Source organism: Streptomyces sp. GbtcB7 (assembly GCF_019091445.1).
In the GTDB taxonomy this organism is placed as follows: Bacteria; Actinomycetota; Actinomycetes; order Streptomycetales; family Streptomycetaceae; genus Streptomyces; species Streptomyces mirabilis.
This window is the reverse complement of sequence record NZ_JAGXJM010000035.1, coordinates 42588-62721: the sequence shown is the minus strand read 5'-3', so window position 1 is coordinate 62721 and position 20134 is coordinate 42588. Positions and strand designations below refer to the sequence as shown.

Annotated in this window: 20 protein-coding genes; 13 read left to right on the top strand and 7 right to left on the bottom strand. The window is 70.4% G+C overall.

Annotated features, from left to right (window positions below; genetic code table 11):
- The first annotated feature begins 253 nt into the window (after positions 1 to 253).
- From KVT44_RS42025 to KVT44_RS42000, 6 genes are all read left to right on the top strand, one after another.
- A complete protein-coding gene (locus tag KVT44_RS42025; RefSeq protein ID WP_075030200.1) occupies positions 254 to 634 on the top strand; it encodes a hypothetical protein in 381 nt (126 codons plus the stop codon).
- Positions 635 to 684: 50 nt separating this feature from the next.
- Positions 685 to 1590 carry an MBL fold metallo-hydrolase gene (locus tag KVT44_RS42020; RefSeq protein ID WP_308314254.1) on the top strand — a complete coding sequence of 302 codons (906 nt, stop codon included), beginning with the start codon at positions 685 to 687 and terminating at the stop codon, positions 1588 to 1590.
- A gap of 45 nt (positions 1591 to 1635) precedes the next feature.
- A complete protein-coding gene (locus KVT44_RS42015; protein ID WP_217573164.1) occupies positions 1636 to 2070 on the top strand; it encodes a VOC family protein in 435 nt (144 codons plus the stop codon).
- An 87-nt stretch (positions 2071 to 2157) separates the two neighbouring features.
- On the top strand, positions 2158 to 2478 hold the full coding sequence (locus tag KVT44_RS42010; RefSeq protein WP_190170620.1) for a DUF1232 domain-containing protein: 321 nt from the start codon (positions 2158 to 2160) through the stop codon (positions 2476 to 2478).
- Positions 2479 to 2552: 74 nt separating this feature from the next.
- Positions 2553 to 3845: a CAP domain-containing protein gene (locus tag KVT44_RS42005; RefSeq protein ID WP_217573162.1), complete on the top strand. Its 1293-nt coding sequence runs from the start codon at positions 2553 to 2555 to the stop codon at positions 3843 to 3845.
- 121 nt (positions 3846 to 3966) lie between these two features.
- Complete coding sequence (locus KVT44_RS42000) at positions 3967 to 5187, top strand: serine hydrolase (RefSeq protein WP_217573160.1); 1221 nt, start codon at positions 3967 to 3969, stop codon at positions 5185 to 5187.
- Between the two features lie 64 nt (positions 5188 to 5251).
- On the opposite strand, the gene KVT44_RS41995 is transcribed toward KVT44_RS42000, so the two are convergent.
- A complete protein-coding gene (locus KVT44_RS41995; protein ID WP_180292724.1) occupies positions 5252 to 5404 on the bottom strand; it encodes a hypothetical protein in 153 nt (50 codons plus the stop codon).
- A gap of 146 nt (positions 5405 to 5550) precedes the next feature.
- Between KVT44_RS41995 and KVT44_RS41990 the strand changes: the two genes are divergently transcribed.
- Positions 5551 to 5715 (top strand): hypothetical protein, encoded by a 165-nt coding sequence (locus KVT44_RS41990; RefSeq protein WP_217573158.1) that lies wholly within the window; start codon positions 5551 to 5553, stop codon positions 5713 to 5715.
- Positions 5712 to 6410 carry a nucleoside/nucleotide kinase family protein gene (locus tag KVT44_RS41985; RefSeq protein ID WP_217573156.1) on the top strand — a complete coding sequence of 233 codons (699 nt, stop codon included), beginning with the start codon at positions 5712 to 5714 and terminating at the stop codon, positions 6408 to 6410. Before KVT44_RS41990 ends, KVT44_RS41985 begins: the two co-directional genes overlap by 4 nt.
- On the opposite strand, the gene KVT44_RS41980 is transcribed toward KVT44_RS41985, so the two are convergent.
- The 6 genes from KVT44_RS41980 to KVT44_RS41955 form a co-directional block, all read right to left on the bottom strand.
- Complete coding sequence (locus KVT44_RS41980; RefSeq protein WP_217573154.1) at positions 6340 to 8172, bottom strand: hypothetical protein; 1833 nt, start codon at positions 8170 to 8172, stop codon at positions 6340 to 6342. The genes KVT44_RS41985 and KVT44_RS41980 overlap by 71 nt on opposite strands.
- 50 nt (positions 8173 to 8222) lie before the next feature.
- Positions 8223 to 9941 (bottom strand): hypothetical protein, encoded by a 1719-nt coding sequence (locus KVT44_RS41975; RefSeq protein ID WP_217573152.1) that lies wholly within the window; start codon positions 9939 to 9941, stop codon positions 8223 to 8225.
- 2 nt (positions 9942 to 9943) lie between these two features.
- Positions 9944 to 10846, bottom strand: coding sequence for a carbohydrate ABC transporter permease (locus tag KVT44_RS41970; RefSeq protein ID WP_099918888.1), 903 nt, complete (start codon positions 10844 to 10846; stop codon positions 9944 to 9946).
- Complete coding sequence (locus KVT44_RS41965) at positions 10843 to 11754, bottom strand: carbohydrate ABC transporter permease (RefSeq protein WP_099918889.1); 912 nt, start codon at positions 11752 to 11754, stop codon at positions 10843 to 10845. Before KVT44_RS41965 ends, KVT44_RS41970 begins: the two co-directional genes overlap by 4 nt.
- Before the next feature lie 119 nt (positions 11755 to 11873).
- The gene (locus KVT44_RS41960; RefSeq protein ID WP_217573150.1) at positions 11874 to 13202 is read right to left on the bottom strand and encodes an ABC transporter substrate-binding protein; all 1329 of its coding nucleotides are present in this window, start codon (positions 13200 to 13202) and stop codon (positions 11874 to 11876) included.
- Between the two features lie 274 nt (positions 13203 to 13476).
- Entirely contained in the window at positions 13477 to 14610 is a 1134-nt protein-coding gene (locus KVT44_RS41955; protein ID WP_229889038.1) for an ROK family transcriptional regulator, read from the bottom strand.
- A gap of 320 nt (positions 14611 to 14930) precedes the next feature.
- Here KVT44_RS41955 and KVT44_RS41950 point away from each other — a divergent pair, with 320 nt between their 5' ends.
- From KVT44_RS41950 to KVT44_RS41930, 5 genes are all read left to right on the top strand, one after another.
- On the top strand, positions 14931 to 15836 hold the full coding sequence (locus KVT44_RS41950; RefSeq protein WP_217573148.1) for a BadF/BadG/BcrA/BcrD ATPase family protein: 906 nt from the start codon (positions 14931 to 14933) through the stop codon (positions 15834 to 15836).
- Positions 15837 to 16134: 298 nt separating this feature from the next.
- Positions 16135 to 18084, top strand: a complete 1950-nt coding sequence (locus tag KVT44_RS41945) for a phosphatase PAP2 family protein (RefSeq protein ID WP_217573146.1) — start codon at positions 16135 to 16137, stop codon at positions 18082 to 18084.
- Between the two features lie 224 nt (positions 18085 to 18308).
- On the top strand, positions 18309 to 18818 hold the full coding sequence (locus KVT44_RS41940; RefSeq protein WP_217573144.1) for a methylated-DNA--[protein]-cysteine S-methyltransferase: 510 nt from the start codon (positions 18309 to 18311) through the stop codon (positions 18816 to 18818).
- Positions 18819 to 18832: 14 nt separating this feature from the next.
- Complete coding sequence (locus KVT44_RS41935; RefSeq protein ID WP_217573142.1) at positions 18833 to 19570, top strand: 2OG-Fe(II) oxygenase; 738 nt, start codon at positions 18833 to 18835, stop codon at positions 19568 to 19570.
- Between the two features lie 158 nt (positions 19571 to 19728).
- Entirely contained in the window at positions 19729 to 20085 is a 357-nt protein-coding gene (locus KVT44_RS41930) for a DUF6204 family protein (protein ID WP_217573140.1), read from the top strand.
- Positions 20086 to 20134: the final 49 nt, after the last annotated feature.

The following is a 20134-nucleotide window of genomic DNA, read 5'->3' as shown; positions in this document are numbered from 1 at the left end:
CGGATGAATTTTTTCATGTCCTTGCGTATCCGGCGGTATATATAAATACTTCTCCCGGATGCGACCAGGAGGCCTCCGGGTCACGTCCTACGGCCATCCGGGGCCGTCCGCTCCTACCCGCATGGGGCCCCGGATGTTCGGACGGGCCCCGCGTGAGCGGGTGCCCGTGGTGGCGGCCCCGGCCATCCCCTAGACCGGGGCCGCCCCATAACCCGCTGACCCTTGCCGCCGACGTAACCCGGAAGCGATGAACATGGCCCTGACGACGTACTCACCGATCACCTCGGACTGGCCGTGCCAGGTCAAGACCCCCGGCAGCTTCGACTGGGAGCGTTCCGCGACCAAGTGGCTGCGCGATCTGGTGCCGTCCCGCTACGCGAGCTACCCGGTGCTCATGAAGCACCCCGTGCTGCTCGCCCGCCACGCCCAGATCCAGGTGCAGCACGAGATCCGGGTCGCCCGGACCGCCCTGCAGACCGCCCGGGCCGAACTCCCCGCTCTCGGCCTGCACGAATCGGTCATCGAGCACACCATCAAGATGTATGCCGCCGAAGTGCTGCAGCTCAATCACATCGCCCGTAGCGTCCGAGCGGTGACCCAGGCACTCGTCGACCACAACGCCGGGCGAAACTGAGGTCCCGGGTCCAGGTGGTGGTCCCGGCGGGATCATCACCGGGAGACGTCGTGGACACCCAGAGGCCGAGGACCGAACAGACCACTGAAGCAGGGGAGAAGGCCGCGGGTGCGCGGGCGCTGGACGTGCGCTGGATCCACGGATCGCCGTCGGCCAAGCACAACACCGATCCGGACATCCAGGTCCACGCCCACGACGCGCACACGGTGATCCTGCGGCAGAACATGGCCGTCGACTACGAGGCGCCGTTCCTTTTCCTGCTGTTCGGCGAGACACGGGCCGTGCTCATCGACACCGGTGCCACGGCCTCGGCCGACTGCTTCCCGCTGCGCCGGGTGGTGGACGAGCTGATGGAGACCTGGCTGACCGCCCGTCCCCGGGAGGGTTACGAGCTGTTGGTGCTGCACACCCACCCGCACGGCGACCACGTCGCGGGGGACGGACAGTTCACCGACCGTCCCGGCACCACGGTCGTCGACGCGGCCCTCGACAAGGCCTGGCCGTTCTTCGGCTTCGACGGCGACCCCGAGGGCGTCGCCCGCGTCGATCTCGGCGGCCGGGTCCTGGAGTGCCTGGCCACGCCCGGCCACCACACGGCCGCGGTGACGTTCTTCGACCCCTGGACCGGCTTCCTCCTCACCGGTGACACGGTCTATCCCGGCCGTCTGTACATCGAGGACTGGGCCGCGTTCACCCGCACCGTCGACCGCCTGATCGACTTCTGTGCCGAACGGCCGGTCACGCACGTGCTCGGCTGCCACATCGAGATGTCCCGGCAACCGGGTGTGGACTATCCCGTCCGCACCACCTACCAGCCCGACGAGCCGCCCCTGCAGATGACGACGGGCCAACTGCACGACATCCGCGCGGCGATCGACACCGTCGGCGACCACCCCGGACGGCACGTCTTCGACGACTTCGTTCTCTGCCGCCGTGACGTTCCCGAGGGCCGGTAGGAGCCGTACGGCCGGATTGTCGGAGGCGCGCAGTACGGTCCTGTCATGGCAGCCAGAATCGATCTGACCCTTGACTGCGCGGACGCGAAACTCCTCGCCGAGTTCTGGAAGACGGCACTCGGGTACATCGACGAGCCTCCGCCCGCTCCCTTCACCACCCGCGAGGAGTGGCTCGCGCAGTTCGACCTTCCGGAGGACGACTCCGCGGACGACGGCGCGTGGCTCTGCGATCCCGACGGCGTCGGCCCCCGCCTGTCCATCCTCAAGGTCCCCGAGCCGAAGACCGCGAAGAACCGCCTTCACATCGACGTCCGCGTGCCGGGACACGGCGGACCCGAAGAGCGGTGGGCACGGATCAGGGCGGAGTCCGAGCGGCTCGTGAAGGCGGGCGGCTCCGTCCTGGACGAGTTCGACGGGCACCATGTGGTGATGGCCGACCCGGAGGGCAACGAGTTCTGCGTCGCCGCCGGCTCGGCCTGAACCGGCCGGTGTTTCGGGGCGGTACGAACCGGGCGAGCGGGAACACGAAGGGGAGGAACTGCCCTACGAGAGCTCTGGACGGAACTCATGGACTCCACGACATGGACGGTGGTCCTCATCGTCGCGCTCCTGGGTGCCGCCGCGCTCGGGGTGGCGATCGCGGTCCTGGTACGGCTCGTGCGCACCCGCCGTGACCTCAGGCGCGCCGGGCTTCCGACCGGGTCCCGCTGGGTGTTCTGGGGTGCGGTCGCCTATCTCCTGCTGCCGACCGACCTGCTGCCCGACCCGATCTACCTGGACGACATCGGCGTACTCCTGCTCGCGCTGCGGTCGTTGCGCCCACCCGAGGCGATCGACGCACGCGGTGCCGCGGAGCGTGGGAACCCTCGGGAGCGAACGGGACGTTGACGGTGTGAGCGGGCGGGTAGCGGGTGCGCCCGTGTCGGTGGTCCGCGAGGACCGTCACTTCGACGGGCGGCACGATGAGCGAGCTGGTTCCCGGGGGCAATGTGCCCCTGCCGGGCGGCACCCTGACGATCCGGGTGCCGGGTCCCTTCGACGTCTCCGCACTCATCACCGACGACAGCGGCAAGGTGCGCGGCGACGCCGACTTCGTGTTCTACAACCAGCCGACGGCGCCGGGCGCCCGGCTCACCGGGGAGCACCTCACCGTCGACCCGTCGCGCCTGCGGTCCGGCGCGAGCCGCGTCACCGTGGTCGTCAGTCCGGCCGATCCCGGTACGCCGCTCGGCCGGCTGCCCGCTCCCACCCTGCACGTCAGCGGTCCGGACGGTCACACCCTCGCCCGGTTCACACCCCCGCGCCCACAGCGGGAGACCGTGCTGCTGCTCGCCGAGATCTACCGACGCGGCACGGCGTGGAAGCTGCGCGCACTGGGCCAGGGATACGCGGACGGACTGGCCGGCATCGCGCGGGACTTCGGGGTCGAGGTCGCCGAGGACGCCACCGGGGGCGATCCGACACCGGTGGCGGCTCCCGACCCGGACGGCTTCCTCGACCTGGTCAACTCGGTGCGCGGCGCGGCCGGTTCCCCACCCGTCTCCCTCGACGCGCGGCTCGCGACCGCGGCCCGGGCCCACGCCTCCGACATGGCGGCGCGCGGACTCCTCAGCTCCGAGAGCGCCCAGGGGATCTCCGTCTACCAGCGCATCACGTCCGCCGGATACGCGTATCTGACCGTCGGCGAGCACCTCGTCTCCGGCCCCCGCACCCCGGGCGAGTTCGTGGAGTACTGCCTCACCACCGAGCAGTCCCGCGACACGCTGTACAACCCGGCGTACAGCCAGGCGGGGCTGGCGTACGTCCCCGGTCGGCGCTCCGGCGACTTGTACTGGACGGCGCTGTGGGCCAGGCCCTTCAGCCACGGGGGCCTGCAGCAGACGGCGGGTGAGGTGGTCGCGCTGAGCAACGCCGAGCGCGCCGCGGAGGGCCTGGCAGCGCTCGCCGTCGACACCCTGCTCACCACCGCGGCCCAGGCGCACAGCGACGACATGGTGGCCCGCGCCTTCTACTCCCACACCTCCCCCGACGGCAGCCAGCCGTGGGACCGGGCCGCCGCCGCGGGCTCCGAGCGCCGCACCATCGGGGAGAACATCGCCTGCGGCCAGCGCTCCCCCGCCGAGGTCGTCCGCGGCTGGATGAACAGCCCGGGCCACCGCGCCAACATCCTCAAGCCCGACTTCACCCACATAGGCATCGGCCTCGCGGGCGGCGGCACGGCGGGCACGTACTGGACGCAGCTTTTCGGCCGCTGAAGGATCTTTTCCGCTTTCCTTCGCGTGACATGCAACCCATCTGCCCCTCATGCGCGTAGAGATGGTGCCGACGTTCGCATCCGCGGCGCGGTACACAGAGGGAACTCGGGAGAAGAATCAGATGGTCTCAGGAACGGTGGGCAGAGGTACGGCGCTGGGCGCGGTGCTGTTGGCCCTCCTCGCAGTCCCCGCACAGGCCGGCACCGCCGCGGCCGCGGATCTGCCGGCACCCGACGACGCCGGTCTACAGGCGGTGCTGCACACGGCCCTTTCCCAGGGAGCCCCCGGTGCGATGGTGCGGGTCGACGACAACGGCACGGTCCACCGGCTGTCGGAGGGAGTCGCCGACCGGGCCACCGGGCGTGCGATCACCACGACCGACCGGTTCCGCGTCGGCAGCGTCACCAAGAGCTTCTCCGCCGTGGTCCTGCTGCAACTGGTGGACGAGGGCAAGCTCGACCTGGACGCTTCGGTGAACACCTATCTGCCCAGGCTGCTGCCCGACGACCGGATCACCGTGCGTCAGGTGATGAGCCACCGCAGCGGGCTGTACGACTACACCAACGACATGTTCGCGCAGACGGTCCCGGGCTTCGAGTCCGTCCGCAACAAGGTCTTCAGCTACCAGGACCTGATCACCCTGTCCCTCAAGCACGGGGTCACCAACGCACCGGGCGCGGCCTATTCGTACTCCAACACGAACTTCGTCGTCGCGGGCATGCTCATCGAGAAGCTCACCGGCCACTCCGTGGCCACGGAGTACCAGAACCGCATCTTCACGCCGCTGAATCTGACCGACACCTTCTACGTGCACCCCGACACCGTCATCCCGGGCACGCACGCCAACGGCTACCTCACGCCGGACGAGGCCGGTGGGGCCCTGGTCGACTCCACCGAGCAGACGGTGTCCTGGGCGCAGAGCGCGGGCGCGATCATCTCCAGCACGCAGGACCTGGACACGTTCTTCTCCGCGCTGATGAGCGGGCAGCTCATGTCCGCCGCGCAGCTCGCGCAGATGCAGCAGTGGACGACGGTCAACAGCACCCAGGGGTACGGCCTCGGCCTGCGCCGCCGTGACCTGTCCTGCGGTATCTCGGTGTACGGGCACACCGGCACCGTGCAGGGCTACTACACGTACGCCTTCGCCTCGAAGGACGGCAAGCGCAGCGTCACCGCGCTCGCCAACACCTCGAACAACGTGAACGTGCTGAACACGATGGCCCGCACACTGGAATCCGCGTTCTGCGGCAAGCCGACGACCGCGAAGCTGCGCAGCGCTACCTCCTCGGCGACCACCGTGGAGCGCCACGAGGACATCGCGCCGGGTATCGCCCGCGACTGACGCGCGAAGGTGCGGCCGGACCCGCCCGTCCGGCCGCACCCCCGCGCCGGACAGCCGGCCGGGCTCATGACTTCTTCAGGTCGGACCGGTAGGTCCGGTACAGGGCGCTGCCGTCGCCGCATCGCCTCGGGGGCTCGCTGCACTTCTGGCAGGCGAGCAGGTGGTCGAAATACGCCCGGTAGCTGTGGGGGACGAGCGTAGGGCGTTGCTGCGACATGACGTTCTCCCCGTGGACGGCGGCTGCGGCGCCCTTTATTGACCAATATTCAACAGCTTGATGAGCATAGGCGGAATGACCGGTCCCTGACCCTCGGTCGCCGAAGCCTGGCCGAATCCCACTCTCGCACCCTGGATACTGGTGGCATGGGATTCGCCGTCTTCATGACCCTGCCGGGACTGGTCATCCTGCTGACTCTAGCGGCCTTCGCGGACCAGCTGTTGCTGCGCGCCGGACACTTCGGCCTTCTGCCGTGTACGACGATCGACCTGGAGGGCGGGTCGGCGGTCGTGCGCAGGCCCCGCTCATGACCTTCGACGACCTCGTGGAGCGGGCCGCGGCGCTGGTGCGCCCCGGTCGGCGTGCGATTCTCGGGATCGCGGGAAGCCCTGGCGCGGGCAAGACGACGCTGGCCGAGCGCCTGGTCCGGGAGCTGAACGGCGACGTGCCCGGCCTGGTCGCGCATGTGCCGATGGACGGGTTCCATCTCGCGGACGTCGAGCTGGACCGGCTGGGCCGCCGGGACCGCAAGGGCGCTCCGGACACCTTCGACGCGGCGGGGTACGCGGCGCTGTTGGGCAGGCTGCGTGACGAGGAGGAGGACGACATCGTCTACGCGCCGGGCTTCGAGCGGACCTTGGAGCAGCCGATCGCGGGCGCCGTCCCGGTATTCCGCAGCGCCCGCCTGATCATCACCGAGGGCAACTACCTGCTGCTGGGGGACGGGGCGTGGGCGCGCGTACGGTCACGGATGGACGAGGTGTGGTTCTGCGAGCTCGACGAGGAAGAGCGCGTACGTCGCCTCGTCGACCGCCACGAGGAGTTCGGCAAGGACCACGACACGGCGGTGGCCTGGGTGCTCGGCACGGACCAGCGCAACGCCGACCTGGTCGCCGCGACACGGGACCGTGCCGACCTGGTGGTCGGCGCGGAGGTCACCGCCGCCGCAGTTCCAGCGCGGGTTCCCCTCGGTCATCACCCGCGGGATTCCCGATCAGCGCGGTGAACGCCTCGGTGCGGATCGTCAGGCCCGCCGGTGTGTCTGCGAAGGTGGGGGCGAGAGGGCCCGGGGAGCCGTAGCGCACGGCGAAGACGTGCAGGTCCTGCGGGGCGCCGGGAGCCGGTCCGGCTTCGAGTGCCGTGGAGGCGACGAGGTGGCGCCAGCCCTCGTCCGGGTTGCCGTAGCCGCGCGGGTCCGCGGCCAGGGCGAAAGCCGCCAGCTCCTGGGTCGTCTCGGAGCGGGCGTCGAAGTGGTCCACGCCGTCCGCGCGGGGATGTGTCAGCCTGAGCGGGCCGGCCGAGGTCACGGCGGCCTCGGCGGTCCTGCGCACCCGGTCCCCGTCGTCGGTGGCGTACGGCAGTCCGGCGAGCAGGTACGGCGTCCCGTCGAGGCGTTCGACGGCGACCGTGGTCCACAGGCTCACGCCGTCGGTGACGTACAACGACCGGACGTGTCGCAGCACGTGGTCGCGGCCGACGACCGGCTTGGTGACGAGCTTGGCGCTCAGGCCGTCGCTCTCGAGGTCGCGCACCCGTACCTCGCCCATGGGGCGGCTGAGCAGGAAGCCGTCGACGACCGGGCCGAAGCCGTGCTGTCGGTTGACCACGGCGGGCAGGTAGTACGTGCCCGCCGCCTCGACCAGTGAAGGGGTCATCCGCTGGTCGAAGGCCACCGAGACCGTGCCCGCGCGCAGTTGATGCCGTGCGGGGTTCGTCGACGGCGTCCGGTGCCAGCGCGTGGCGTCCTGGATCTGCCAGACCAGCATGAACGCGAAGTGGCCGTCGATCGCGCCGTCCGGCCCGACCGCGTGCCGGGCCCAGCGGGTGTCGCCACGGTAGCGGCCGAGGTCGGCGCCGATCCGGCGGCCGAAGCGGCGCAGGCCGAGCACGGCCTCGAAGCCGGAGTGCTGTTCGCTGTAGCGCGGCCCGCCGATGTCGAAGCCGCCCACCGTCAGACGAGCGTCGAGGTACCGGGCGAGCGCGTCCCCGTCCTCGGCGAAGACCGGCTCCCCGCTGACCTTGTGGGCCTGGGCGAGGAAGGAGAGGGAGATCGGCCCGTAGTTGTTGTCGTACGCGCCGCCGTGCTCCGGGGGCAGCAGGGCGCCCGGGTCGCGGACGCGGCGGGCGCGGATCTCGTCGGCGTACAGACTCATCGCCCGCGCACGGACCGACTCCCCTTCCTCCTTGGGGAGATGGCCTGCGAGCATCAGCCCGCCGACGACGCAGCCGATGGCCTGGTTACCGGCCTCCTGCGGGTTGAAGAAGGTCGCGCCGGTCAGCCACAGCCAGTAGCCGTGCGCCAACTCGACCAGTTCGCGGCGGTCCTCGTCGGGGACGATCGGGTCGGCCGTGCCCAGGATGTTGACCGCTTGGAGCAACGCCCACACCGTGCTCGGCCAGTCACCGATGGGGTGGGCGCCGTCCTCCAGTACGTAGCGGGCGTACGGCAGTCCGGAGCCGCGCCTCCTCAGGTTCGGGTAGCCGGGGTTGTCCTCGGTGAAGACCCGCTCCCGCAGATGGAAGCGCAGGCCGCGGCTGACGGCCTCCGGCAGACGCGGGTCCTTCGTGCGCTGCCAGGCGAGCGCCAGCAGGGAGGTGACGCCGAGGGAGGTGTCGCCGACGTCGTCCACACAGTCGGGGTGTTCGAGATTGCCCTCGGGCGTGAGGCGGGCCAGGGCCTGCTCCACAACGTCGGCGAGGACCGCGTCATACGCCTCGGGCGTGTCCGGCAGGTCGTGCAGCGGGCCGAGCTGGCGGAGGAGGTGCACGGGTGGATCAGCCCTTCATGCCGGAGGTGGCCATGGCGTGGTTTGTCGGGTCAGACGACAGGCGAGGGACGGCGGGCGCGCAGTGCGACGGTCAGTGTGTGAGGGCCGTGCCCACCGATGTAGACGCGGGGCCCGGTCGTCGCGTCGGTGCCGCCCACCACGGTGTGGTCCTGACCCGGGTCGTACCGTAGTACGTCGCCCCGGTCCGGCCCGGCGAGCGGTTCGCCTGCCTCGACGTCGGCCTCGACCTGGATCTCGTCGTCACCGACCCGGTAGGTCATCGGCCCGGTCGTCAGGCACCAGTGTCCGTCGCCGATCGGTACGGCGCCCTCTGGCACGCCGCCCGGCCGGAAGGTCAGTTCGAGGGCCCAGGGCACTGTTGGTCCGCTGATGTCGATCCGCAGGTCGGCACCGTCCTCCCTCAGATCCGCTTCGACGCGGGTCGTGTGGGAGACCTCGTCCCGAGGCCGGTCCGGGAAGGCCATCGCGGCCGAGAAGCGTCCCTCGTCCGCCATACGGTAGGCGCCGTCGTCCCGTCGCCGTTCCGGCGGGAACGGCTGGTAGTAGGCGGCCGTGAGGGTTTCGGTGAGCCGGAACCGGTTGTCGGCGAGCTGTTGCATGCCGGCGGCGCGGAACGGGCCCAGGTCGAAGAATCCCCGTGAGAGGCGGACCGCGTCGAGGACGGCGTCGCCGGCGAACAGGCGCAGGAAGGTGGGATTGCAGGCGAGGCCCGAGTGGATGCGCCGGTGCTCGGGCACGTCCGAGCCGCCGTACAGGACGCTGTGGGCGGTGGCGGAGGCACGTGCGGCAAGGCGCGCCGTGGTGATGTACCGGTCGCGGGGAAGGGGTTCCGGCGCCGGTTTCGGCAGCACGCGGCACAGGTCGGGGGTGAGGAGGGTCTCGGCGAGCAGGTCGGGGTCGTCGATGCCGTCGGCGGCCGCCAGCCGCGCCGCCCGGCTGAAGTCGCGTCGGCCGGTGCGGATCGCGAGCAGCCGGTAGTGCGGCAGGTAGGGCGCCAGCGGGAACGGGTGATTCTGGTCCTGCCGTCGCGAGTGGACGGTCTCCACCGTGCCGTCCGGTCTGATGAGGTCCAGGGTCGCGGTGAGGTTGCGTTCGACGGCGTCCCACAGGTCGGTGCGGCCGAGGACGGCGGCCAGGAGCAGCAGTGACGGGTTGGACACGTGGGCCGCGTAGTTGGCGCTCCGCTCCGAGTACAGGCCCTCCGCATCGATGTCGACGCCCTCGGCGAGCCACGCGTCGATGCGGTCGAGCAGCCGGCTGTCCGGGAACGACCGGTGCAGTCGGGCCAGCGCCGCGCACAGCTCCCAGCGGTGGTTCGGGGTGTGCACCCCACCGGTCAGGAGACTGCCGGAGGCGGCGCCGGCGATCTCGGCGATCTCGGCCGTGACGTCGCGCAGTTCCGGCCCCGCGCCCGCGGCGAGGACGTGCGCGTCGCACACGTCGTTGACGGTGAACGCGGAGTCCGGCGGTGACTGCACGTTGTCGCCGCCGGCGAAGAGGCCGGTGGTGGTCTGCGCGGCCCGGAGGGCGCCGAGGTGGGCCATCGTGGCGGCGATGACCTGCCTGCTGCCGTGCAGTGCCGAGTCCGGGGAACGGTACGCCGCGACCAGGGTCTTCACCCGGCGTGCCAGAGCGCGGTGGGTCACCCCGGCGGGTTCGTCGTCGGGGCCGGACGCCAGCGGGGCGGCCAGCCGGTCGGCGGCGTCGGCCACCGCGCGGACGAACTCGTGGTCGAGCGGGGTGGGCAAGGTCAGTCCTTCAGTCCGGCATTGATGTCGGCGCTCATGACGTAGCGCTGGAAGACCAGGAAGATGATGATCAGCGGGATCATGGAGATGACCGATGCGCCGAGCAGTACCGACCAGTTGATGTTCTGCGCGCCGACGATGCTCTGGATGCCGATCTGCACGGTGAACTTGTTGGGGTCGTTCAGCATCAGCAGCGGCCAGATGTAGTCGTTCCACCGCCACTGGAAGGACAGGATGGCGAGGGTCAGCATGATGGGCCGGGAGAGCGGCACCATGATCCGCAGGAAGATCGACAGTTCGCGGGCGCCGTCGATGCGTGCGGCTTCCACGAGTTCGTCGGGAACCGTCAGGAAGAACTGGCGGAACATGAAGCATCCGGTCGCGGTGAGCACGGCCGGGAGGATGATGCCGGCGAAGGAGTTGTAGAGGCCGAGGTTGCGGACCACCAGGAACTCGGGGGCGAGCATGACCTCGGACGGCAGCATCGTGGTGGCCAGGATGCAGATGAAGAAAGCCTTGAGCCATTTGTTGTCGTACTTGGCCAGCGCGTACCCGGTGCAGCAGCTGACGCCCACCGTGAGGATCGTCGTGATCACGCACACGATGGCCGTGTTGATGAAGTACTGGGAGAAGTTGGCACTGCGCCACGCGTCGAAGTAGCCCGACAGGGTGGGGTTGTGCGGAACCAGCGTCAGCGGATAGGAGAACAGATCCCCGGCCGGCTTGAGGGAGCTGAGGATGAACCACAGCACCGGCAGCCCGTAGAGGCACGCCAGGACCCACAGCAGTGTCGTCGCGGGTACCGCCCGCCGGAGCCCACCGCTGCTCGCACCGCGGGGCCGCTTTTTGGAAACGGCCCGTCCGGGACCGGCGTCGACCGGGCGTGGCGTGTCTGTGGTTGTCATCGGTTCTCCACCCGCCGGTTGACGATCAGCTGGATGATCGCGACGGCCATCAGGATGAGCATGAGCACGAACGACGCGGCGCTCGCGTAGCCGATCTGGCCCCGTTGGAAGCCGGTCTGATAGATGTACTGAACAAGCAGGTTGTTCGACGTTCCGGGTCCGCCGTTGTTGAGGGAGACGAACACCGGGTATTCCTTCATCGCGTTGATCGTGTTGAGCAGGATCACGATGAACGAGGTGGGCGCGATGCTCGGCAGCGTGATGCTGATGAACTGGCGCCAGGGGCCGGCGCCGTCGAGCGAGGCCGCCTCGTAGTACGACACCGGTACGTTCTTGATCGCCGCGATGAACAGCAGCATCGAGAAGCCCGTCCAGGCCCAGGATGCCGCGAACACCACCACCAGCAGCGACAGGTCCGCGTTCGACTGCCACGGAACGGCGTGCCCGCCGAACTTCTCGATGACGTAGTTGACCAGTCCGAAGTTCTCGCCGAACAGCCACCGCCACAGGACACCCACGACGATGGGCGACAGCAGCCACGGGATGAAGAAGATGACACGGGCGACGGACGCGCCCTTGGCGTGCTTGCTCACCAGCAGGTTGGCGGCGAGCAGTGAGAGCGCGAAGTTCAGGGGAACGAAGAGGACGGTGTACAGCAGCGTCCGGGTCAGCGCGTCGTAGAAGGCGGAGTCCCCGAACAGGTTGTGGTAGTTGTCCAGTCCGATGAACTGGAACGCCCCCACACCGGTGTAGTTCGTGAAGGAGTAGACGAGCCCGATCACCGCCGGCCACGCGAAGAACAGCGCGAAGAGCACGACATTGGCCGCGATGAGGACGAGCGGCGCGAGGGTGTAGGTGCTGCGTCTCCTGGGCGGCCTCACGGACACGTCCGCGGCACTTTTTGTCATCTTCCTGACTTCCGTGCTGGTGGAATGGATTGCTGTGGACTCACGCCATGAGCCCGGCATCACGTGGGTGCCCAGGGCCGGGCGGCGGTGTCTCGATCCCGCCGCCCGGGCCCTCTGGCCTACGATCCGCCGCCGACCTGCTGGTTGTAGCCGGCCACGATGTTCTCCAGGGCCTTGTCGACCGACTGCTGGCCGTTGATCGCCTTGCCCAGCTCCGTCTTGGTCGGGTCGGTGGTGAGGCTCTTGCCCTTCAGCACCCAGTTCGTCTGCGCGCCGTTGAAGTAACCCGAGATCGGGGCATAGAGCGGGATCTCCTCGTTGTACAGCTTGAACGCCGCCTGCGCCGCGTCGGAGGTGAAGGGGTACTTCGGGGTCAGACCGCTCTCGACGGGCAGGAACCCGGACGCCTCACACAGCTCCTGGTAGTGGGCCGGCTCGTAGACCCAGGACAGGAACTTCTGCGCGGCGGTGGCCGCGGCGCCGTTGTTGTTGAAGCCCACCATCATGCCGCCGCTGTTGACGTCGCTGGCCTGCACCGGGTCGGCGGGAGTCGGGACGCTCGCCCAGTCGAACTTCTTGATGCTCGACGCGAAGGCGGGAACCTGCCACACGCCGGACCAGTAGGCGACCACGTCACCGCTCTGGAACATGGCCGACGGGTCAGCACCGCTGGTCCACACCGACTTCGGCATGGTCTTGTCGTCGTTCAGCCCGACGAAGTACTTCACGGCCTTCTTGGTCGCCGCGTCCACCGAGAACTTGCCGGAGGAGTCCGCGTGGACGTACTGCCCGCCGAGCTCGTACACCATGGCGCGGAGCCGGGACGGCGACTGGTCGAACGTCAGGGAGTACTTGGCGCCGGTCTTCTCCCGGACCGTGTTCGCCGCCTTGATGAAGTCGGTCCAGGTCCAGGTCTTCTGGGGCGAGGTCGGGACGGCGACGCCGGCCTTCTTGAACAGCGACTCGTTGATGAACAGGCCGGACGCGGTGACGTCCGAGGGGATGGCCAGCACCTTCCCGGACGAGTCCTTGGCGAGGAAGTTGGCGTTGATCTTGTTGGTCTTGTTGCCGGCGATGGAGCTGAGGTCGATCAGCTTGCTCGACCAGATCGGGTCCAGCGCTGGCACGTCCGCCACGTCGGGCAGGGAGTTCGCCTGCGCGGCGTTGTGCAGCTTCGTCGGGTAGCCGTCGTAGGGGATGTTGACGAGCTTGACGTTGACGCCGGCTTCCTTCTTGTACTGCGCCACCAGCTTCTTCCAGCCCGCGTCCTGCCCCGGGACCGTGGAGATCCAGAACGTCAGCGACTTGGAGGTCCCGCCCGAGCCGGACCCCGACCCGCAGGCCGAGAGCAGCAGGGCTCCTGCCGTGGCCACGGCAGCGAGAGGAACCAGGCGGCGCATGCCGCCGCGGCCGAGTCGGCGAGAGTGCCGCACACCCACACTGGTCATCTTCAATCCCTTTTCGTCGTAGCGGAAGAAGCACGGCGCCAGCCGAGGCGGCACGGGTGCATTTTGAGGGAGATTTCGCTTTCCGGGGGCACGGCCTCGCCCGGCCGCGTCGCCTTGACGGGTGGGGTCCCCGGCCTCGACGGCCGCCGCCCGCGAGCACGCCCTCGCCGGGCTGCCGTACGTCTGGGTACGGCCGGGACGCTCACCCCAAGCCGACGTCCCGGCCGACTTAGAAAGCGCTTGTCCGGACATTGGCAGACCGATAAGGAAGCCGTCAATCCTTCGCCTGCGCGCCTTCGGTCACGTTTTGGACTCCCTTGGCCACGGCGAGCCGGGCGGCACCCACGACGGTACCGAGGTCCCCGATCTGGCTGCTGACCACCTCGGTGGGCCAGCTGAGCCGGCCCAGTTCGGCCCGCACCCCCGGCAGGAGCTGCGGATCGGCGCCCGTGCTGCCGCCCAGCACGATCAGCCCAGGGTCCAGTACGGCGGTCACGGCTGCGGCCAGCCGACCCACGTCGGCGGCGTGCCGGGCGACGAGCCCACGGGCGGGTTCCCGGCCCGCGGCGGCCAGCGCGAAAAGCCGCTCGGCGGTACGGGGGCGCGGGCCGTCACCGGGCCGCCAGGCCCGGGCGGCCCGGCGCAGCAGGGCGTGCGAGCCGACATAGGCCTCCAGAGCCTCCTGACGCGGCTCCCGGTCGTCGTCCCAGGGATACGGCAGCCGGGCCAGCTCACCGGCCGCGCCGTTGGCGCCGCGCAGCACCTGGCCGCCGATGACGATGCCGAGACCGATACCGACGCCGATCCGCAGATAGCCGAAGGTACGACGGCCCCGCGCGGCGCCCTCCTGCAGTTCGGCGAGGGCCGCGCAGTTGACGTTGTTCTCCAGGTGGACGGGCACGCCCGGCGGCAGCGCGACGGACACGGCGTCGAAGACGGGCCCGGCCTTGGCGGTCGCCGGGCGCATGCCGGTGCCCGCACGGTCGGGCTCGGTGACGTCACCGACGGCGACCACGATGGCCCGCAGCGGGGCGCCGGCGGGCAGCGCGGCCAGCGCCTCGCGGACGGCGTCGGCGGCCCGGGCCCGCGGGGTGGCCGCCTCGGCGAGCAGGGTGCCGTCCAGGGCACAGCCGCGCACCCGGGTGCGGGCCGGGCCCAAGTCGACGGCGAGGACCGAGCCGGAGGCGGGCCCCAGGCCGTATACGGCCGCGGAGCGGCCGGTGCCGCTGGACGCGGTGCCGGAGTGGGTGGCCAGCCGGGCGCTCTCCAGTTCCGCGACGGCGGCGGAGACCGTCGGCTTGGACAGCCCCGCGAGGCTCGCCAGCTGCGGCCGGGTGGCGCTGCCGGCCTGGGCCAGGACGGCGAACACCGCGCTGGCGCTCTCGGTGAGGCGGGGGGCTTCAGTCACGACGTGTTCCACAGTTCCCCCATGGGTCAGGGGCCGCGCTCCCCGGGTGACGGAATGCGGCGATGCGATGCCCTCGTGCCGCGCGGTCCCGCCCTCCGGCGGCGTCCCGTTGATCGACTGCGCGACAACTCTTGACGCACTGTACTTGGTTAGTTAACTTCCTAACGAAGTCCGGTACTCGCCTGCCGTGCTCCGTAAGAAGCCCGTCCCGGGGCTTCCCGACTCGCTCAACTCCTGTTCGGCCAGACACGGTTCGCCCGCCGTCTCAGCACAGTGCCTTGTCCTTCGGCGCTCTTCGCCCAGACGACGAAAGAGGATCCGTGCAGGACACTCCTTCTTCCCCGCTCGTGGTCGGTATCGACGTGGGTGGCACCAAGACCCATCTCCGCGCCCTCGTCGGCGCGGACCCGGTCGCCGATCACGTCCGGCCGAGCAGCGGCTGGCGGCCGCACGAACCGGCCGCCGCCGCCCGCTGGCTGACGGCACTGGTCCACGAGGCCCTGCCCGTCGACACCCGCCCAGCCGCTCTGGCCGTCGGCGGGCACGCCTGTGAGACCCCCCGCCAGTGCGCCGGCATCGCCGCCGCGCTGCGAGAGGTCCTCGACATGCCCATCCTGGTGGTGGGCGACGCCGAACTCCTCGTTCCCGCCGCGGGGCTGGACAAGGGTGTCGGTCTCGTGGCCGGTACCGGTTCGGTGGCGGTGGGGCGACTGGCCGACGGCAGCCCCGTTCAGGTCGGCGGCTGGGGTGCGGCGCTCGGTGACGAGGGCGGCTCCGCCGGTCTCGTACGGGAAGCGGCGCGCGCCGTGTGGGCGGCGCACGACCGTGGTGAAGCCCCGGACGAACTCGCCCAGGGGCTCATCGCCGCGTTCGGGGTGAGTGAGGTGCCCGCCCTGGGCGCCGCGCTGGAGAGCGCCACGGACGTGTCGGCCGAGTGGGGTCGGCACGCGCCCGTCGTGTTCGCGGCCGCCGAGCGGGGTTCCCGGATCGCACGGTCGGTGATCGCGGACGGGGGCCGTTCCCTCGCCGCGCTCGTCGTGCGGCTCGCCGAGCGCGGGGTCGCCGTCGACGACGTGGTGGTCGCCGGCAGCACCGTGCTCTCCCAACCCGCCCTGTACACCTCCTTCACGATGTCACTCACCGAGTCCGTACCCGGGGCACGGCCCAGGCCGCTGCGGGCGGCGCCGGTCGAGGGGGCCGTGGCGTTGGCGCATGCCCTCATATGAGGGGACGGGCCGGCGCGATGCTCGCGGGCGACCGGCGCCCAGCGGGGCAGCGCGCGTCGCCGCGGTGCCGGCGCCGGACAAGTAGCTTGCGCCGGGGGCGCGTTCGCCCGTACAGCGGGCTCACAGGGTCGGCGCATTCGTCCGTACGACACTTCGCCGCCCCCCGCGCTTCGCGAGCGTGACATGAATCGGCCGTAGATCTTCGCTCGTATGACTCGTCCTCGCCACAGGGGCACAGTCGCTTCACGACTTCACCCGGCTGTCGGAGGACCCCATTCCACTCAGGAGAGGCACATCCATGCCGTCACCAGCCGGGCAGCAGTCCGTCCCCTCGGTCCCCGTCCGTGAACGCGCCCTGAACCGTCGGGTGTTCCTGCGCAACTCGCTCGGCGCCTCGGCGGGGCTGCTGGCCGCTCCGACCGTCGTCACCTGGCTCGCCGCCGCGGACGCGAAGGCCGCGACGAGCCCCGCCGCCTTCGTGGACGACTACACCACCAACGTCCTCGCCAACCTGACGCCCGAGACCAACGCGGTGGTCAGGATCCTCGGCGGCATGAGCAAGGTGTGGAAGACCGGGGGTGCCTGGAACACGGGCACGCCGCTCATGCCCGAGGTGCTGCGCGCCAACATGCGTTACTGCGCCCGCATCACGCACGCCCGCACCGACGCACAGGCGAAGGAGGCGTTCATCTATGACCGGCAGCACCAGAGTTACGCGATGATCGCCGGCCTGGGTCCGCTGGCCGACCTGTACAAGACGGGCGCCAAGGCGGTCACCTCCATCACCAGCGCCCCTGACGGCACTCCTTCCGGCAAGATCAACGACGCCGTGCCGGCCGACGCTCCGGCGGGCTCCGCGCAGGGCGCCGGTTCGCACGACTCGGCACTCGGCAAGGTCGCCGAGCTGGTGGACACGGTGCGCGGCCCGTATGCCTCCGGCAACCCCGGCAAGTACGCCTTCCAGTACCCGCGTCCGTGGCGTATGAACGAGAACAGCGAGGTCGTCGACACGGGGAAGGTCGACGCGCTCGGCTTCCCGGTCTACGACTCCGACGTGATCGTCGCTCCGCAGCTGCTGTGGCAGCGCGGCACGACCGCGGTCGACGACGGCGGCTTCCCCAGCGGCCACACCAACGCCTTCCACCTGGCGGGGCTGGCGTACGCGTACGCGGTGCCCGAGCGCTTCCAGGAGCTGGTGTCGCGCGCCTACGAGCTCAGCCACACCCGGATCATGGCGGGCATGCACTCCACCGTCGACGTCATCGGCGGCCGGATCATGGCCACGGCCCTGGCCGCCGCCACGCTGGCCGACCCGGCCAACGCCGCCCTCAAGGCCGCGGCGCGCGCCCAGGCCGCCGCGTACTTCCAGCAGCAGACCGGTTCGACAGCGGACACCCTGTACGCCTACGCGCACTCAGCGGACGTCGCCACCGACCCGTACGCCGACCGGGCCGCCAACGCCCGCGCGCTCACGCCCCGGCTGACGTACGTCCTCACCCGGCACGGCCGCTCCGAGGGCATGACGGTGCCCAAGGGCGCCGAGGTCCTGCTGGAGACGCGGCTGCCCTACCTCGACGCCGCGCAGCGCCGCGAGGTGCTCCGCACGACCGCCCTGCCTTCCGGGTACGTGCTGCTCGACGGCTTCGAGCAGTGGGGCCGGCTCAACCTGTTCGCCGCCGCGGACGGGTACGGGGCCTTCGAGTCCGACGTGAACGTCACCATGAACGCCACCGACGGGGGCTTCAGCGCGGCCGACACCTGGCGCAACGACATCTCCGGGTGCGGCCGGCTGGTCAAGCGCGGCACCGGTGCGCTGACCCTGACCGGCCACAACGCACACACGGGCGGCACCGTGCTGGAGGAGGGCGTGCTGACGGCCGGTTCGTCGGGTGCGCTGGGATGCGGCGACGTACGGGTGGACGGCGGGACCCTGCGGGTCAGTGCGACGTCGTCCGTACGCGTGCGCGGCAGCTACACGCAGGCGTCCGGCGCGAGCCTGGAGGCGACGCTCCGTGCGGGCCGCGCGCCAGCGCTGACGGTGGAGCGACGGGTCGTACTGAGCCGGGACAGCGCGCTCACGCTCCGGCTGGACGCCGACCGCCCGCCGGTCCCCGGCACCACCGTCCCGGTGCTCCGGACGTCGTCGCTGCGAGGCCAGTTCGCCCGCATCACGGTCGAGGGAGACGGATACCGGGCCGTGCCCGTGTACTCGGTGGACGGGCTGTCCGTACGGCTCGTACGGCGCTGATCCCGCCTCGGGGACGAGCTGAGCGACAGGACCCGTGGACCGTGCGTGAACGGTCCACGGGTCCTCTTCATTCCGTGCGCCTTCGTTCCCGTGCGCCTTCGTTCCCGTGTGCCCTCGTTCCCGTGCGCCTTCGGCCCCGTGCGCCGCGTCCGATTCCCGCCAGCCAAGGCGGCGGCCATGGCGCAGAGTGGACAGCGGAGACACACTTCGAAAGGACACGACCGATGCCGGTGTACACAACGATCGACAGCCCTCTGGGCGAGCTGCTGCTGGTGGGCGAGGAGTCGGTCACCGCGAAGGGCGGCACGGCGCTGGTCTCGCTGTCCATGCCCGGCCAGAAGTCCGGTGCCGTCGTCCAGGACGGCTGGCCAAGGGACGAGAAGGCGTTCGCCGAGATCGTCTCGCAGCTGCGCTCGTACTTCGACGGGGTACTGACCGACTTCGACATCGAATACGTGAGCGGCGCGGGCAGCGACTTCCAGCAGCGGGTGTGGAAGGCGGTGGAGACCGTCCCGTACGGCACGACCGTCAGCTACGGAGAGATCGCCGCGCGGATCGGCGCGTCGAGGGCCGCCGTGCGCGCCGTGGGCACGGCGATCGGCGCGAACCCGCTGCTGCTCGTGCGCCCCTGCCATCGCGTGATCGGCGCCAGTGGCTCCCTCACGGGGTACGCCGCCGGTCTGGAGCGCAAGCAGCAACTCCTCGACCTGGAGCACGCACGCCCGGCCACCTGAGGATCTCCACCATCATGAACACGCTCGACACCACCCACCTGGCGGGTCCGGTCGCCGACCGCGTCGCGGCCGACGACTGGACCGCACTGACCGACGAGCTGAACGAGCACGGACACGCACTGACCGCTCGACTACTGCCCCCCGACGAATGCCACGGGATCAGGGCGCTCTACGACGAGACCGACCGCTTCCGCACCACCGTCGACATGGCCCGCCATCGCTTCGGTTCCGGCCAGTACCGCTACTTCACCCATGAACTGCCTACCCTGATAAGGGAGTTGCGCGAGTCGTTCTATCCGCGGCTGCTGCCCGTCGCCCGGGACTGGGCCGACAAGCTCCGGCAGCCCGCCCCCTGGCCCGAGGACCTGGAGGAGTGGCTGGCGATGTGCCACACGGCCGGGCAGTCCAAGTCCGCTCAGATCCTGCTGCGTTACGGACCCGGCGACTGGAACGCGCTGCACCGCGATGTGTTCGGCGTGATGGTGTTTCCGCTCCAGGTCGTCATCGGCCTCGACGCACCCGGAGTCGACTTCACCGGCGGCGAGTTCATCATGACCGAGCAGCGGCCCCGGGCGCAGTCGCGGGGGTCGTCCACGACCCTCCCGCAGGGGCACGGGCTGATCTTCACCACCCGCGACCGGCCCGTCGCCTCCCGGCGCGGCTGGTCGACCGGACCGATGCGGCACGGTGTGAGCACCGTCCGTTCCGGGCGGCGTCACACACTGGGCCTGGTCTTCCACGACGCCGCGTGACCTCCGCGCCGAAGCGGCGGTGGCGGGTGACCAGACCGGCGCCTGGCGAGAGGCACGCTTTCGGCGAGCCCATTCCGCACAGCGCGATGTTCAGCCGATGGCCGTCTCGCGAAAAAACGCGGTGGTGTCCCACCGAACCCGCTGGTTAGGGTCGCCGGATGAGCACACGTACCTTCCGCGTCACCGTCCGCGGCGTCTTCGACGGGCTCGGCGCGGAGCAACGCGCCGAGCTCCTTGCCCGCGCGTCCGAGCACGACGTGCTGCACGCCGCCTTCACCCCCGAGGGGCACCTCAGCTACGACCTCGCAGCCCGGCCCGCCTTCACATTCCGGTTCCTGGACTCGGGAGAGGCGGAGGAGGACATCCTGGAGGCGACCGAGCGCGCCGAGACCGCCGCTGAGGCGTGGCTGACCGAGCGCGGCTACGGATACAAGAACCTCAGGTCGAAGGCCGAGGACCTGTCCCAGGCCCCACTCGGCAAACGGCAGCGCCGCGCCGCCGCGCACGGCTCCTAGGGCGCGTTCGGGCGATCATCGACGCGCCCCGTGACCACGGGGCCGGTTT